Origin of the sequence: Pseudomonas sp. S36 (genome assembly GCF_016647875.1) — a bacterium.
Lineage (GTDB): Bacteria > Pseudomonadota > Gammaproteobacteria > Pseudomonadales > Pseudomonadaceae > Aquipseudomonas > Aquipseudomonas parafulva.
In genome coordinates this window covers 48993-65087 of sequence record NZ_JACVVG010000024.1, presented here as the reverse complement: position 1 = coordinate 65087, position 16095 = coordinate 48993, and the positions used below count along the sequence as shown (strand labels likewise).

Annotated in this window: 14 protein-coding genes; 8 read left to right on the top strand and 6 right to left on the bottom strand. The window is 62.9% G+C overall.

Translation table 11 applies throughout. The features are described from left to right. Positions 1-228 precede the first annotated feature (228 nt). Both IAE36_RS14850 and IAE36_RS14845 read left to right on the top strand, forming a co-directional pair. Entirely contained in the window at positions 229-1605 is a 1377-nt protein-coding gene (locus IAE36_RS14850) for an L-serine ammonia-lyase (protein WP_201213166.1), read from the top strand. 450 nt (positions 1606-2055) lie between these two features. Then, a complete protein-coding gene (locus IAE36_RS14845; RefSeq protein ID WP_028635297.1) occupies positions 2056-3162 on the top strand; it encodes a GlxA family transcriptional regulator in 1107 nt (368 codons plus the stop codon). A gap of 110 nt (positions 3163-3272) precedes the next feature. Here the strand turns inward: IAE36_RS14845 and IAE36_RS14840 are convergent, their stop codons facing one another. The 5 genes from IAE36_RS14840 to choX all read right to left on the bottom strand — a co-directional run bounded on the left by IAE36_RS14840 (position 3273) and on the right by choX (position 7210). Further along, positions 3273-3530 carry a hypothetical protein gene (locus IAE36_RS14840; RefSeq protein WP_028635296.1) on the bottom strand — a complete coding sequence of 86 codons (258 nt, stop codon included), beginning with the start codon at positions 3528-3530 and terminating at the stop codon, positions 3273-3275. A 265-nt stretch (positions 3531-3795) separates the two neighbouring features. After that, the gene (locus IAE36_RS14835; protein WP_201213165.1) at positions 3796-4263 is read right to left on the bottom strand and encodes a thioesterase family protein; all 468 of its coding nucleotides are present in this window, start codon (positions 4261-4263) and stop codon (positions 3796-3798) included. A 10-nt stretch (positions 4264-4273) separates the two neighbouring features. Next, positions 4274-5239 (bottom strand): L-carnitine dehydrogenase, encoded by a 966-nt coding sequence (locus IAE36_RS14830; protein WP_201213164.1) that lies wholly within the window; start codon positions 5237-5239, stop codon positions 4274-4276. Positions 5240-5257: 18 nt separating this feature from the next. Further along, positions 5258-6142: a 3-keto-5-aminohexanoate cleavage protein gene (locus IAE36_RS14825; protein WP_028635293.1), complete on the bottom strand. Its 885-nt coding sequence runs from the start codon at positions 6140-6142 to the stop codon at positions 5258-5260. A gap of 123 nt (positions 6143-6265) precedes the next feature. Beyond that, a complete protein-coding gene (choX, locus tag IAE36_RS14820; RefSeq protein WP_201213163.1) occupies positions 6266-7210 on the bottom strand; it encodes a choline ABC transporter substrate-binding protein in 945 nt (314 codons plus the stop codon). A 147-nt stretch (positions 7211-7357) separates the two neighbouring features. Between choX and IAE36_RS14815 the strand changes: the two genes are divergently transcribed. Next, positions 7358-8302, top strand: coding sequence for a GlxA family transcriptional regulator (locus IAE36_RS14815; protein ID WP_201213162.1), 945 nt, complete (start codon positions 7358-7360; stop codon positions 8300-8302). A 53-nt stretch (positions 8303-8355) separates the two neighbouring features. On the opposite strand, the gene IAE36_RS14810 is transcribed toward IAE36_RS14815, so the two are convergent. Next, on the bottom strand, positions 8356-8757 hold the full coding sequence (locus IAE36_RS14810; protein ID WP_201213161.1) for a lysozyme inhibitor LprI family protein: 402 nt from the start codon (positions 8755-8757) through the stop codon (positions 8356-8358). A gap of 283 nt (positions 8758-9040) precedes the next feature. On the opposite strand from IAE36_RS14810, the gene IAE36_RS14805 reads away from it, so the two are divergent. From IAE36_RS14805 to etfA, 5 genes are all read left to right on the top strand, one after another. Next, entirely contained in the window at positions 9041-10018 is a 978-nt protein-coding gene (locus IAE36_RS14805) for a dipeptidase (RefSeq protein WP_028635289.1), read from the top strand. Positions 10019-10094: 76 nt separating this feature from the next. After that, a complete protein-coding gene (locus tag IAE36_RS14800) occupies positions 10095-10625 on the top strand; it encodes a DUF5943 domain-containing protein (RefSeq protein ID WP_060482832.1) in 531 nt (176 codons plus the stop codon). A 15-nt stretch (positions 10626-10640) separates the two neighbouring features. Continuing rightward, a complete protein-coding gene (gene dgcA / locus IAE36_RS14795) occupies positions 10641-12701 on the top strand; it encodes a dimethylglycine demethylation protein DgcA (protein ID WP_060482833.1) in 2061 nt (686 codons plus the stop codon). A gap of 197 nt (positions 12702-12898) precedes the next feature. Next, on the top strand, positions 12899-14854 hold the full coding sequence (gene dgcB / locus IAE36_RS14790) for a dimethylglycine demethylation protein DgcB (RefSeq protein ID WP_201213159.1): 1956 nt from the start codon (positions 12899-12901) through the stop codon (positions 14852-14854). Further along, positions 14854-16086, top strand: coding sequence for an electron transfer flavoprotein subunit alpha (etfA, locus tag IAE36_RS14785; RefSeq protein WP_201213156.1), 1233 nt, complete (start codon positions 14854-14856; stop codon positions 16084-16086). Before dgcB ends, etfA begins: the two co-directional genes overlap by 1 nt. Positions 16087-16095 lie beyond the last annotated feature (9 nt).

The window sequence follows — 16095 nt, the reverse complement described above, 5'->3', positions numbered from 1 at the left end:
AGCCGTATTTTTGCGTCACCAGGCCGCTGGAAAACGGCGTAGCGGGCGCTGTTACCAGGCCAGAACAGCGCGGCGCTGGCGGACAAAACTACGTCGGTTGCAGACGGCGAGGGGGGCGGTAAAAGCCCGATGATGCGTGCATTCAAGGTGGGCCGCTGTTTGAGCCTAGCAGTTGCCCCACCCTGCGCATGGCGCGCAGAGACAAGCCCAGCAAGAGGTGATTCAACAATGGCCATCAGCGTGTTCGACCTGTTCAAGATCGGTGTCGGGCCTTCCAGCTCGCACACCGTCGGCCCCATGCGTGCCGGCGCCCTGTTCGTCCAGGGGCTGCGCGAGCGTGGCGAGCTGGACCACGTGAAACGGATCGAGGTGCGCCTGTATGGCTCACTGTCGGCCACCGGTGTGGGGCACGGCACCGACAGCGCCACCATCATGGGGCTGATGGGCGAATGGCCCGATGCAATCGACCCTACCCAGATTGCCCCGCGCATCGCCGACCTGCGTGAAACCAATACCCTGCAGCTCGACAATGGCCGCCCCATCGAATTCGTCTGGGCCCGGGACATGCTGCTGCTGGACGAGAACCTGCCCTATCATCCGAACGCCATGACCCTGATCGCCGAAGGTGAGCAGGGCGAGCTGCACCGCGACACCTACTACTCGGTGGGCGGCGGCTTTGTGGTGGATGCGGCCCAGGCTGCCAGCGGTGTGCTGGACGCCGACCAGACGGTGCTGCCGTACGATTTCAACAGCGCTGCCGAACTGCTCAGCCTGTGCAAGCAAAACGACCTCAGCGTGTCGCAATTGATGATGGCCAACGAGAAGGTGTGGCGCAGCGAGGCAGAGATCCACGCGGGCCTGCACAAGCTGTGGGCTGCCATGCAGGAATGCGTGAACAATGGCCTGAAGTACGAAGGCACGTTGCCCGGTGGCCTGAACGTCCGCCGCCGTGCCGCCAAGCTGCACCGCAGCCTGCAGGAAATCGGCAAGCCCAATGTGATTGGCTCCACCATGAGCGCCATGGAGTGGGTGAACCTGTTCGCCCTGGCGGTCAACGAAGAGAACGCCGCTGGCGGGCGAATGGTTACGGCACCCACCAACGGTGCCGCCGGTATCATCCCGGCGGTGTTGCACTACTACATGCGCTTCAGCGATGAAGTGAACGAGTCCAACGTTGTCGACTTCTTCCTGGCGGCAGCAGCGGTGGGCATCCTGTGCAAGAAAAACGCGTCCATCTCGGGCGCCGAAGTGGGCTGCCAGGGCGAAGTGGGCTCGGCCTGCGCCATGGCGGCGGCGGGCCTTGCCGAAGTGCTGGGCGCCACCCCACCGCAAGTGGAGAACGCTGCAGAAATCGCCCTGGAGCATAACCTGGGCCTCACATGTGACCCGGTGGGCGGGCTGGTGCAGGTGCCGTGCATCGAGCGCAATGCCATTGCTGCGGTCAAGGCCATCAATGCGGTGCAAATGGCCCTGCGCGGCGACGGTGAGCACTTCATTTCGCTGGACCAGGTTATACGCACCATGCGCGATACAGGCGCCGACATGCACGACAAGTACAAGGAAACCTCGCGCGGTGGCCTGGCGGTCAGCGCAATCGAGTGCTGAGTATTCAGCCTGGCGTTACGGGCCATTTGCGGGTAAGTCCGCGATGGCCCCACAGCGTTTTATGAAGGTGCAAAAGCATTTCTCCTGCCCCATTTCGGCGCGGCGCTTCCCTACCGATCGTCAGATGTCGCAATCGATGTTGGCATTGTCGGTGACACTTAAAAGTGTCGTTTCTGGGCAGCCTGCACATTCCGTGTCACCAAACTGCTCAGGGGTTACACGCATGGCGCCTAGCTCGCCGCTTTTGGCGCAGCTGCCAACTTGTAGGAAACGCCTGATTTTGCCGACTCAATAGGTCGTTTTCAGGTTTTTTCGAATAGCCGTTCAATTTCAGGCACGGCGTTTGCGTAGATATTGGTCAACAGGCCCTGCACACCATCAAGCGGGGCAATAACAAGAAATCAGTGCCCGCCTGAGGCACACCCTGCATTTGTGTGAGGAGAAACCGCGATGACGTCGTACACCTCCGGGAACCCAACCCAGAACCGCACAGCACCCCAGTCCATCGGGTTTCTTCTATTGGACAACTTCACCCTGATTTCACTGGCGTCGGCGGTAGAGCCGCTGCGCATGGCCAACCAGCTGTCTGGCCGTGAGCTGTACCGCTGGCACACGCTCACTGTGGATGGTGGCCAGGTCTGGGCCAGCGATGGCTTGCAGATTACCCCGGACGCGGCCATGCACAGCGCGCCCCCCATCGACACCGTGATCGTCTGCGGCGGCGTGGGCATCCAGCGCACCGTTACCCGTGAGCATGTCACCTGGCTGCAGGCCCAGGCCCGTCAGTCGCGCCGCCTGGGTGCGGTGTGCACCGGCAGCTGGGCGCTGGCCTGTGCCGGCCTGCTTGATGGTTTCGATTGCAGCGTGCACTGGGAATGCCTGGCCGCCATGCAGGAAGCCTACCCACGGGTGAACATGAGCACCCGCCTGTTCACCCTCGACCGTAACCGCTTCACCAGCTCTGGCGGTACCGCGCCGCTGGACATGATGCTGCACCTGATCAGCCGCGATCATGGCCGTGAGCTGTCGGCGGCGATTTCCGAGATGTTCGTGTACGAGCGCATTCGTAACGAGCAGGACCATCAGCGCGTACCGCTCAAGCACATGCTGGGTACCAACCAGCCGAAGCTGCAGGAAATCGTCGCCCTGATGGAGGCCAACCTGGAAGAGCCGATCGACCTGGACGAGCTGGCGGTTTACGTGGCGGTGTCGCGGCGCCAGCTGGAGCGTCTGTTCCAGAAGTACCTGCATTGTTCGCCATCACGCTACTACCTGAAACTGCGTCTGATCCGCGCCCGGCAGTTGCTCAAGCAGACGCCCATGTCGATCATCGAGGTGGCGTCGGTGTGTGGCTTCGTGTCCACGCCGCACTTCTCCAAGTGCTACCGCGAGTACTTCGGCATTCCGCCGCGTGACGAGCGTGTGGGCTCCAATACCACCCAGCAGGTGGCGATGATGCCGATCCCGCAGGCGATTACCCTGTCGCCCCACAGCGGGCCGATGGCTGCCTTGAGCCAGGCGCGCAACGAGTCGACGTTTGCCAGCGTAAGGCTTTGACACGGCACTGGCTCGTTCGCGGGTAAACCCGCTCCTACAGGTGCCTGTGGTCTTCGGTACCTGTGGGAGCGGGTTTACCCGCGAATGGGCCAGTACGGAGAAAAGGTCCCTCAGGCGCGCTTGCTGAACTGTGCCAAGGCCGGCAGCAGCTGCTTGTCGATTGCCTGGCGCACCGCCGGCAAAATGGTCGCGCTCCCGGTGTACATCTGCTCCACCATCCCTTTCAACGCCCGTGCATTGGGTTCCGTGAGCCCGCGCACCACAGCTTCGCAAGCCTGCTCCGCGGTAGCCCCGGCGGGTATGTCGAACCCACGTGCGCGCAGGTGGCCTGCAAGGTCGTCCTGGTCAATCAAATCGGCATGCATCATGGCTGTTATCCCTTTTATCGCGAAGAGAGTGCTGCGTGATTTACGACCGATTCTGTGACGGGTACGACACGCCCGCAACCTCGGAATGCAGGGGTGGCCGCTTTGGCTAAGAACAGGTCGTTTCCGGCTAAATCCCCCTGCCATGAAGTGCGCACACTCAAGCCATCTACCGAAGCGGAGGGTTTGGTCACCCTCACACGTGCACAGTGGATGTTGCTCGCTCTTGGCCCCGGATGCTCACGGCTTTCCGGGGTTATTTTTTTGGTCATGTAATGCCAATCACCCGCTGTACGTAGACTGCGGCTGGCAGATCCTGCTGCCCTAGAGCGAGCCCCTGCAGTAGCCCGATACTCTGCTCACTGAAAGGTGCAGATCGTGGGCCTGCCAAGTCCACATGCAGCAGCAGCTGTTCACTGGCCGCCAGCACTTCATCGAACCCTGATCGGTGCAGGCTGTGATACACGTGCAGGCGCTTGCGATCAAAAGCGATGATCTGCGTTTGCACCCATACCTCTGTGCCCAGCTTCACCTCGTGCAGATAGTTGATGTGTGCTTCCAGGGTGAACAATGAATGGCCGCTTTGCCCCCGGCTGTCTGCATCCAGGCCAATGCACTCCATGAGCGCATCGGTGGCGTAGCTGAAAATCAGCAGGTAGAACGCATCGCGCAGGTGCCCGTTGTAATCGACCCAGTCCTCGTGAACCTGGGTACGGTAGGTAATCAATGCCGGCATCGGATTCCCCTCAATCACCAAAAGCCATGCCATGGCGGGCTTTGCTGGCCTGGACGGCGCCCAGCACCGCCAGCAGGGTGTCATCCCGGTAACGCTCGAGGGCTGCAATGCTGCGCTCGCCCAGTTGCTCCGAGGTGCCTTCCACCACATCGTCGATCAGCTTGTCGGTGAGCTCTGGCGCTGGCAGGTAGGTCCAGGGCAGCTTGAGTGCCGGGCCGAACTGCGACATGAAATGGCGCATGCCGGCGTCGCCACCCGCCAAGGTGTAAGTGAGGAAGGTACCCATGAACGACCAGCGCAGGCCGGCGCCAAAGCGTATGGCATCGTCGATCTCCCCGGTGGTGGCCACGCCGTCATTGACCAGGTGCAGGGCTTCGCGCCATAGCGCCTCCAGCAAGCGGTCGGCGATAAAACCTGGCACTTCCTTGCGCACGTGCAGTGGGCGCATGCCGAGGGCGGTGTAGATGGTTTTCGCCGCGTCGATGGCCGCAGGGGAGGTGTGCTTGCCGCCGACGATTTCTACCAGCGGCAGCAGGTAGACCGGGTTGAACGGGTGGCCGACCAGGCAGCGCTCGGGGTGCCTGGCCGATTCGTAGAATTCGCTGGGCAGCAGGCCCGATGTGCTGCTGCCGATAATGGCATCGGGTTTGGCGGCGGCGCTGATTTGGGCGTGCAAGTCCAGCTTGAGGTCCAGACGCTCCGGGGCGCTTTCCTGGATAAAGTCAGCGTCCCGCACGCACGCTTCGATAGTGCTCACAAATCGCAGGCGGGCCTGTGACGCGCCCGGCGCCAGGCCTTGTTGCTGTAATGCAGGCCAGGCATTGGCGACACGTTTGCGCAACGCCTGCTCGGCACCCGGCGCCGGGTCCCAGGCGACCACATCCAGGCCGTGGGCGAGGGCGCGGGCCACCCAGCCACTGCCTATTACGCCGCTGCCCAATGCGGCAAACATCTTGATCTCGGTGATGAAGGTCATGGTTGTCTCCCAATAGAGTCAGCGGCGTTTGAGGTTCATCTTTTCCCGGCCTTCGGCAGGGGTCAGCACGCGGGCGCCAAGGCGGGAGATGATCTCCACCGCGCGCTCGACCAACTGGCCGTTGCTGGCCAGTACGCCCCGGTCGAGGTAAAGGTTGTCTTCCAGCCCCACCCGCACGTTGCCCCCCAGCAGCACCGCCTGCGCCGCCATGGGCATCTGCATGCGGCCGATGCCGAAGCCGGCCCAGGTGACATTGGCCGGCAGGTTGTCGACCATCGCCTTCATGGTGGTGGTGTCTGCGGGCGCGCCCCAGGGGATACCCAGACACAGCTGGAACAGCGGGTCGTGCAGCAGGCCTTCCTTCATCATTTGCTTGGCAAACCACAGGTGGCCGGTGTCGAAGATCTCAAGCTCGGCTTTTACCCCCAGCTCGGTGATGCGTTTGGCCCCGGCGCGCAGCTGGGCTGGGGTGGACACGTAGATCGAATTGCCGTCGCCGAAGTTGAGCGTGCCGCAGTCCAGGGTGCAGATTTCTGGCAGCAGGGCCTCCACGTGGGCCAGGCGCTCCAGAGGGCCGACCAGGTCGGTGCCCGGGCCGAAGGCCATGGGGTTTTCAGCAGGGCCGATTTCCAGGTCGCCGCCCATGCCGGCGGTGAGGTTGACGATGATGTCCACATCCGCTTCGCGAATGCGCTCCATGACTTCGCGGTACAGCGCCACGTCACGGCTGAAGCGGCCCGTTTGCGGGTCGCGGACGTGGCAGTGCACGACGGTGGCGCCGGCTTTGGCGGCTTCCACGGCAGCAGCGGCGATCTGTTGCGGGGTGACGGGTACCAGGTGGCTTTTCGAGGCGGTGTCGCCCGCGCCGGTGAGGGCACAGGTGATGATGACGTCGTGGTTCATGGCGCGTTCCTTGTGTTGTCTGTGCTGGCCTTTTCGCGGGTGAACCCGCCCCCACAGGGGGCCGTTTGGTCCCCTGGACTATGCGTAAGCTGTAGGAGCGGGTTTACCCGCGAAGGGGCCGGATCAGTTGGCGGTAAGCTTGAGGTTGTCCGCAGCCGGCTTACCGTCGAAGGTGGTCACCCCCTCAAGCCAGCGGGCCTTGTCTTCGGGGTGGTCCTTGAGCCACTGGCGGGCCGATTCGAGCGCGTCCTTGTGGTCGAGCAGCGGTTGCATCATGCGGCTCTCGTCCTCGGCGCTGAACGTGAGGTTGGCCAGCAGGCGGCTGGCGTTGGGGCAGCGCTCGGCGTAGTCGGGTGCGGTTACGGTCCATACCGTCGCGCGGCCTTCATCAGGCCCAAGTGCGCCCTGGCTGTCCCCCAGGTAAGCCATGTCGATGTTCACGTTCATGGGGTGGGGCGTCCAGCCAAAGAACACCACCGCTTCCTTGCGGCGCACGGCGCGGTCTACCGCCGCGAGCATGCCGGCCTCGCTGGATTCCACCAGCTGGAACTTGCCCAGGCCGAACTGGTTGTTGCTGATCATCGCCTTGATCTGGGTATTGGCGCCGGAGCCGGGCTCGATGCCGTAGAGCTTGCCGCCCAGTTCCTTCTCGAATTTATGGATGTCGGCAAAGGTTTTCAGGCCCTTGTCGTAAAGGTACTTGGGCACCGCCAGCGTGGCGCGAGCATCCTCCAGGCTTGGCTTGGCCAGTACCTTGACCTGGTTGGCGTCGATGAAAGGCGTAATGGTCTGGGTCATGATCGGGTTCCAGTAACCCAGGAACATGTCCAGGCGCTTGTCGCGGATACCGGCGAAAATGATCTGCTGTGACGCGCTGGTTTGCTTGGTCTGGTAGCCAAGGCCGTCGAGCAGCACCTGGGCGACGGCGCTGGTGGCGATGACGTCGGTCCAGTTGACCACGCCCAGGCGCACGTTCTTGCAGGCTGCAGCGTCAGCGGCGTAAGTGGGGGCAACGGCGATGCTGCTCAGGGCGAGTGTTAACAAGCTGCGGCGGATCAAGCTGTGCATGGTGGCTCTCCATCGGCAGTGCATATTTTTATGGGGGCCGGCCTCTTTGGGGCGGTGTGAACACGCTACGCTGCTGGCAGGGTGGAAAATCGCACCCTGGCGACCAACAGTTGCACGGAGGCGACCACCTTTGCCGTGGAGCATGCAATGCCGCAAATCATTCATTTCCTTTTGCTACCCGGCTTCTCGGCCATGGGGTTCATCAGTGCGCTGGAGCCGCTGCGGGTAGCCAACCGCTTCCGCGGGCCGTTGTACCGGTGGCAGGTGCTGAGCCTGGATGGCGGGCCAGTGCAGGCCAGCAACGGCATGTCGGTGAACGCCGACGCAGCACTGGGGGCAGGTGAGCCCTGCACCATGCTGTTGATCGTGGCCGGGTTCGAACCCCTGGCCCGCTATGGCACGGCGCTGCAGCAGGCGCTACGCCGCCTGGACCACGGCGGGGTAGTGTTGGGCGGCATTGATACCGGCGCCGTGGTGCTGGCCCAGGCGGGCTTGCTCGACGGGCATCGCGCCACGGTGCACTGGGAGGCGCTGGATGCGTTTCGCGAGAATTACCCAGACCTGCAAGCCACCCAGGAGCTGTTCGAGATCGACCGGCGGCGCATCACCTGCGCTGGCGGCACGGCGTCGATCGACATGATGCTCGATCTGATCGCACAGGCTCATGGTGCCGAACTGGCGGTGGAGGTTTCTGAACAGTTCGTGCTCGGGCGTATCCGTCAGCGACAGGACCACCAGCGTATGCAGATTGCCAGCCGCTATGGCATCAGCAACCGCAAGCTGGTGAAGGTGATCGGCGAAATGGAGCGCAACACCGAACAGCCGCTCAACACCCAGGTGCTGGCTGAAAGCGTCCAGGTGACGCGTCGGCAACTGGAGCGGTTGTTTCGCTTGCATCTGGGCGATACCCCCAGCGGTTTCTACCTGCGTTTGCGTTTGGAAAAAGCGCGGCAGTTATTGCGCCAGACCGACATGAGCGTGCTGGAGGTGGGGGTGGCTTGCGGGTTTGAGTCGGCTTCGTACTTTACCCGCTGTTACCGGGCGCGGTACCAGCGTTGCCCGCGCACGGATCGGGCGGGCAGGGCAGTGTGATTTCCGCCTGAGGGCCGCATCGCGGATTTATCCACAATGAGGCCAGACCCGCTTCACTGCTGACCAATGGACTGCAGGTACTCCGAGCGGTCATCGCTGCGTTGTGCCACACAGGTATCCCACGCCGCCTGGAACGCCTTGCTGCCTTTCTTCTCGGCAAAGGTTTCCACCTTGCAGTCGGCATCGCGCAATTGGGCCCACAACTTCTGCGCCGCGTCCAGTTGCCCTACCAGGGCGCTCACCTGGCTGCCCTGGTCGGCGTACTGGTCGCGCACACGTTGGATCAGGTCATCGTAAGCCGCTTGCAGTTCCCGCTCGGCGGCCTGCTTGCTGAAGGCTGCACAGGCATAGGTCTGCTGGTCGGTTTCGACGTTGTCGCAAGGGGTGCTTTCTTCTTCCGCTGCGTGGGCGCCAGACACCGCCGCCAGCAGTACCATCCATGCCATTGCTTTCATCCGTATTCTCCTCGCCAAACTGATGAATGGCCGGATTCTCCCTCAGCCGCTCGCCCGGCGATAGCTCTTCGGCAAAATGTTCATCAACAGGGCTGCCGAGGTTGTTATCGAGACTGTCTCTCATTGCCGAAAACCCCGCCAGAGGGCGGCTGGTCGCGCATTGACGCTTTCGGCAAACCCCCTGTCGTTTTTGCATCGGGGCGCCTCGGGCCGCAGGCATATGCTGGCCCCAAAGCGCCGGCACAAGGTTTGGCGCCACCCATTCAATAAAAGGGGACGCCTGATGAGCCCAGCCGAATTACACGCCGACAGCATCGTCATCGATGGCCTGATCATCGCCAAGTGGAACCGCGAGCTGTTCGAGGACATGCGCAAAGGTGGCCTGACCGCCGCCAACTGCACCGTGTCGGTCTGGGAAGGCTTCAAGGCGACCGTCGACCAGATTGCCGCCAGCCAGAAGCTCATCCGCGAGAACAGCGACCTGGTGATGCCCGTGCGTACCACCGCCGACATTCGCAAGGCCAAGGAACTGGGCAAGACCGGCATCCTCTTCGGCTTCCAGAACGCCCATGCGTTCGAAGACCAGATTGGCTACGTCGAGATCTTCAAGCAGCTGGGCGTGGGCATCGTGCAGATGTGCTACAACACCCAGAACCTGGTAGGCACCGGCTGCTACGAGCGTGACGGCGGGTTGTCTGGTTTTGGCCGCGAGATCGTTGCCGAAATGAACCGCGTGGGCATCATGTGCGACCTGTCCCACGTTGGCTCGAAAACCTCCGAAGAAGTCATCCTCGAATCGAAAAAGCCGGTGTGCTACTCCCACTGTCTGCCGTCCGGGCTCAAGGAGCACCCGCGCAACAAGTCCGATGAAGAGCTGAAGTTCATCGCCGACCACGGCGGCTTCGTGGGCGTGACCATGTTTGCACCGTTCCTGGCCAAGGGTATCGATTCCACCATCGACGACTACGCCGAGGCCATCGAGTACACCATGAACATCGTCGGTGAAGATGCCATTGGTATCGGTACCGACTTCACCCAAGGTCATGGCAAGGAATTCTTCGAATACCTCACCCACGACAAGGGCTACGCCCGCCGGCTGACCAACTTCGGCAAGATCATCAACCCGCTGGGCATCCGTACCGTGGGCGAGTTCCCCAACCTCACCGAAACCTTGCTCAAGCGCGGCCATTCCGAGCGCGTGGTCCGCAAGATCATGGGCGAGAACTGGGTCAACGTATTGAAAGACGTCTGGGGCGAATAAGCCGCTCTCCAAGCCTGAAGCCCCAGCCAGCAACGCCGGGGCAACCCAATAAAAATTTTTCTGGAGTTGAGTTTCCATGGCCAAGATCGCCCCGCAATTGCCAATTGAAGTCGACAGCGAAACCGGTGTGTGGACCAGCGACGCCCTGCCGATGCTGTACGTACCGCGGCATTTCTTCGTCAACAACCACAAGGGTATCGAGGAAGTCCTGGGCGCCGACAAGTACGCCGAGATCCTCTACAAGGCCGGCTATAAATCTGCCTGGCACTGGTGCGAGAAAGAGGCCGAGTGCCACGGCCTGGAAGGCGTCGCGGTATTCGAGCACTACATGAAACGCCTGAGCCAGCGTGGCTGGGGCCTGTTCGAGATCCAGGACATCGACCTGGACAAGGGCACCTGCAGCGTCAAGCTCAAGCACTCTGCATTCGTGTACGTCTATGGCAAATGTGGCCGCAAGGTCGACTACATGTTCACCGGCTGGTTCGCCGGCGCCATGGACCAGATTCTCGCTGCCCGCGGCAGCTCGATCCGCACCGTTGCCGAACAGGTGTACGGCGGGTCGGAAGAAGGCCACGAAGATGGCCTGTTCGTAACGAAGCCGTTGTAAGCCGGAGATAGCGTCATGGCATTCGAAGCAATGTTCCAGCCGATTCAGATCGGCAAACTGACCATTCGCAACCGCGTGCTCAGCACCGCGCACGCCGAGGTCTACGCCACTGACGGCGGCATGACGACCGACCGCTATGTGAAGTACTACGAAGAAAAGGCCAAGGGCGGCATTGGCCTGGCCATCTGCGGCGGCTCGTCGGTGGTGGCCATCGACAGCCCGCAGGAATGGTGGGCGTCGGTCAACCTGTCTACCGACCGCATCATCCCGCACTTCCAGAACCTGGCCGATGCCATGCACAAGCATGGCGCCAAGATCATGATCCAGATTACCCACATGGGCCGTCGCTCGCGCTGGGACGGTTTCAACTGGCCCACCCTGATGTCGCCCTCGGGTATCCGTGAACCCGTACACCGCGCCACCTGCAAAACCATCGAGGTGGAAGAGATCTGGCGTGTGATCGGCAACTACGCGCAGGCTGCGCGCCGCGCCAAAGAGGGCGGCCTGGACGGCGTGGAGCTGTCGGCGGTGCACCAGCACATGATCGACCAGTTCTGGAGCCCGCGCGTTAACAAGCGTACCGACGAGTGGGGCGGCAGCTTCGAAGGCCGCATGAAGTTCGGCATGGAAGTGCTCAAGGCCGTGCGTGCCGAGGTCGGTGACGACTTCTGCGTGGGTATGCGTATCTGTGGTGACGAGTTCCACCCCGATGGCCTCAGCCACGAGGACATGAAGCAGATCGCTGCGTACTACGATGCCACCGGCATGCTCGACTTCATCGGCGTGGTAGGTTCGGGTTGCGACACCCACAACACCCTGGCCAACGTCATCCCGAACATGAGCTACCCGCCGGAGCCGTTCCTGCACCTGGCCGCAGGTATCAAGGAAGTGGTCAAGGTACCGGTGCTGCACGCACAGAACATCAAGGACCCGAACCAGGCCACGCGCATTCTCGAAGGCGGCTACGTGGACATGGTCGGCATGACCCGTGCGCACATGGCCGACCCGCACCTGATCGCCAAGATCAAGATGGGCCAGATCGACCAGATCAAGCAGTGCGTGGGTGCCAACTACTGCATCGACCGCCAGTACCAGGGCCTGGACGTGCTGTGCATCCAGAACGCCGCCACCTCCCGTGAATACATGGGTGTGCCGCACATCATCGAGAAAACCACGGGCGCCAAGCGCAAGGTGGTGGTTGTAGGTGCTGGCCCTGCCGGCATGGAGGCGGCCCGCGTGGCCGCTGAACGTGGCCATGATGTGACCCTGTTCGAGAAGAAAGACCAGATTGGTGGCCAGATCACCATCGCCGCCAAAGCGCCGCAGCGCGACCAGATTGCCGGCATCACCCGCTGGTACCAGCTGGAGCTGGCGCGCCTGAAAGTGGACCTGCGCCTGGGTACCGCCGCCGACGTGGACACCATCCAGGACCTGCGCCCGGACATCATCGTACTGGCCGTGGGCGGGCACTCGTTCCTGGAGCAGAACGACCACTGGGGCGCTGCCGAAGGGCTGGTGGTCAGCAGCTGGGACGTCCTGGATGGCAAGGTTGCGCCGGGCAAGAACGTGCTGGTGTACGACACCATTTGCGAGTTCACCGGCATGTCGGTCGCGGACTTCATCGCCGACAAGGGCTGCCAGGTGGAAATCGTCACCGACGATATCAAGCCGGGTGTGGCCATGGGCGGTACCACTTTCCCCACCTACTACCGCAGCATGTACCCCAAAGAAGTGATCATGACCGGCGACATGATGCTGGAAAAGGTCTACCGCGAGGGCGACAAGCTGGTGGCGGTGCTGGAAAACGAATACACCGGTGCCAAGGAAGAGCGCGTGGTGGACCAAGTGGTGGTGGAGAACGGCGTGCGTCCTGACGAGCAGCTGTACTACGCCCTGAAGGACGGCTCGCGCAACAAAGGCCAGATCGATGTGGAGGCGCTGTTTGCCATCAAGCCACAGCCGATCCTCAGCCAGCCAGGCGAGGGCTACCTGCTGTTCCGCATTGGCGACTGTGTAGCCCAGCGCAACGTGCATGCGGCGATCTACGACGCCTTGCGCCTGTGCAAGGACTTCTGAGGCAGCGGCAAGCTTCAAGTTGCAAGCTGCAAGGGAAGCGATCGATGTTGGCTTCACTTGCAGCTTTGGGCTTGAGAGTTGCTTGGGAATGATTCTGTAACGCAGCGGTGGGCTGCAAGATACAAGTAGGGGGCAGGGGCGACGCAGCTTCTTCTTGCCGCTTGTACCTTGCAGCTTGCAGCTCAAAGGTGCCTGCCATGTTGAACACCCTTCTACCCATCCTGCTGTTCGCTGCCCTTGGTCTGGCGGTGCTCGGCGCCCTGCGCCGGGTGCGCATGTGGCGCCGGGGCCGGGCCTCCAAGGTCGACCTGATCGGCGGCCTGCTGGCCATGCCGCGCCGCTACCTGGTGGACCTGCACCATGTGGTCGAGCGCGACAAGTACATGTCCAAGACCCACGTGGCCACGGCTGGCGGCTTCGTGCTATCAGCTGCTTTGGCGATCCTGGTGCATGGTTTTGGCCTGCAGAGCAAAATCCTCGGCTACGCGCTGCTGGTGGCCACCGTGATCATGTTCACTGGCGCCATCTTTGTCTTCAAGCGCCGCCTCAACCCGCCTGCGCGCCTGTCGAAAGGCCCGTGGATGCGCTTGCCGAAGAGCCTGCTGGTATTCGCCGCAAGCTTCTTCATTGCCACCCTGCCGGTCGCCGGCATCCTGCCCGCCAACACGGGTGGCTGGGTGATGGTCGGCATTCTGGGCCTGGGCGTGCTGTGGGGCGTGTCCGAGCTGTTCTTCGGCATGACCTGGGGCGGGCCGATGAAGCACGCCTTCGCCGGTGCCCTGCACCTGGCCTGGCACCGCCGCGCCGAACGTTTCGGGGGCGGCCGCAGCACTGGCCTCAAGCCACTGGACCTGGAAGACCCGAACGCGCCGCTGGGTGTGGAAAAACCAGTAGACTTCACCTGGAACCAGCTGCTGGGCTTCGACGCCTGCGTGCAGTGCGGCAAGTGTGAAGCGATGTGCCCGGCCTTTGCTGCCGGCCAGCCGCTGAACCCGAAAAAACTCATCCAGGACATGGTCATCGGCCTGGCCGGTGGTACCGATGCCAAGTTCGCCGGCAGCCCTTACCCGGGTAAGCCGATCGGCGAGCACGGCGGCCACCCGCACCAGCCGATCGTCAATGGCCTGGTGGATGCCGAGACACTTTGGTCGTGCACCACCTGCCGCGCCTGCGTTGAAGAGTGCCCGATGATGATCGAGCACGTGGACGCCATCGTCGACATGCGCCGCCACCTCACACTGGAAAAGGGCGCTACCCCGAACAAGGGCGCCGAGGTGCTCGACAACCTGATCGCCACTGACAACCCTGGCGGCTTCGCCCCAGGTGGCCGCATGAACTGGGCTGCCGACCTGAACCTGAAGCTGCTGTCCGAGGTGAAGAGCACCGAGGTGCTGTTCTGGGTGGGCGATGGCGCGTTCGACATGCGCAACCAGCGCACGCTGCGTTCGTTCGTCAAGGTGCTCAAGGCTTCGGGTGTGGACTTCGCCGTGCTGGGCCTGGAAGAGCGCGACAGCGGTGACGTGGCCCGTCGCCTGGGTGATGAAGCCACGTTCCAGCAACTGGCCAAGCGCAATATCAAGACCCTGGCCAAATACACGTTCCAGCGCATCGTTACCTGCGACCCGCACAGCTTCCACGTACTGAAAAACGAGTACGGGGCGCTGGGCGGCAACTATCAGGTGCAGCACCACAGCACCTACATTGCCGAGCTGATTGGCGCCAACAAGCTCAACCTCGGCCAGCACAAAGGTGGCAGCGTCACCTACCACGACCCGTGCTACCTGGGCCGTTACAACGGTGAATACGAAGCCCCGCGTGAAGTGCTCAAAGCGCTTGGCATCGAGGTTCGTGAAATGGAGCGCTCAGGCTTCCGTTCGCGCTGCTGCGGCGGTGGCGGCGGTGCGCCGATCACCGACATCCCTGGCAAGCAGCGCATCCCCGACATGCGCATGGACGACATCCGCACCACCGAGGCCGAAGTGGTGGCTGTGGGTTGCCCGCAGTGCACGGCGATGCTCGAAGGTGTGGTGGAACCGCGCCCACTGATCAAGGACCTGGCCGAACTGGTGGCTGACGTGTTGATCGAGGAAGACGCCCAGGCGACGGCGAGCAAACCAGCCAAGACCAAATGTGAACCTGCGGAGGTGCATTGATGAGCGACATCATCCGCCGTGACCCTCGCGCCGAGTGGATCGCCCGTAACCGTCTGCACCCGCTGCACGCAGCCATGCAGACCCAACAGACCAGCTGGATGGGGCCCAACGGCCTCATCCGCAAGAACCCGCACGCCAGCGCCGCAGGCTTCATCGGCCCGAACGGGCTCAAGCGCATCGACCGCAGTGGCGCCCAGCAGGGCACTGCCGGCGGGGCGCGGCGCACGGCGGCGGCCGAAGTGCAGTTGCCGCTGCATCAGGTGGCCGACCCTGCGTTCTACATTGCCGTGGTGCCGGACATGGTCGGTGGCCGCCTTGGCAGCCACGACCGCGACTTGCTGGGCCTGGCCCACAGCCTGGCCGGCAACGACGGTGCGGTGTTGGCAATCGTGTTCGGCGAGCACAAGGAAAGCAGCTTCGCCAATGCCGGCGTAGACCGCCTGCTGGTGATCGACGGTGATGAATACCAGGGGTATGCGCCAGAGCAACTGGTGCAGGGCCTGCGCGCGGTGGACAACCAGTTTGCCCCACGCCACTGGCTGCTGCCAGACAGCCGCACCGGCGGTGGTGAGCTGGGCCGGCGCCTGGGTGCGGCGTTGGGTGAACGCCCGGCTACCCGTGTGTGGCAAATCAAGGACGGCCAGTGCATCGGCCGTGCTGGTGCTGGCCAGCAAGACATGCAGCGTGCACTGCCGCGGTTGATCCTGGCCGCGGCCGAGTGTGCCGAGCCGGTCAGCGAGACGCGCCACGAAGCGTTGCCGGTCGAGCTGTCTGCCAACGTTGCCCGCAGCATTTCGCGTATCGAAGACCTGGGCTCGGTGGCGGTTGACCCAGCCAAGATCGCCATGGCGGAGGCCGAGTTCATTGTCTCTGGCGGCAACGGCGTCAAGGACTGGCCACTGTTCCACAAGGCCACCACCGCGCTAGGTGCTACCCAGGGCGCGTCCCGCGTGGCGGTGGACGACGGCCACATGCCGCGTGATCGTCAGGTGGGCGCCACGGGTACGTGGGTAACTGCACGGGTGTACATGGCGGTGGGTATCTCCGGCGCCATCCAGCACCTGCAGGGCATCGGCGCCTGCGACAAGGTGGTGGCGATCAACATGGACCCTGGTTGCGACATGATCAAACGCGCCGACCTGTCGGTCATTGGCGACAGTGCGGCGATTCTCCAGGCACTGATCGACGCTGTGGACAACTACCGCAACGGCGCCCAGCGCGACGCGGCATAAGGGCACGAG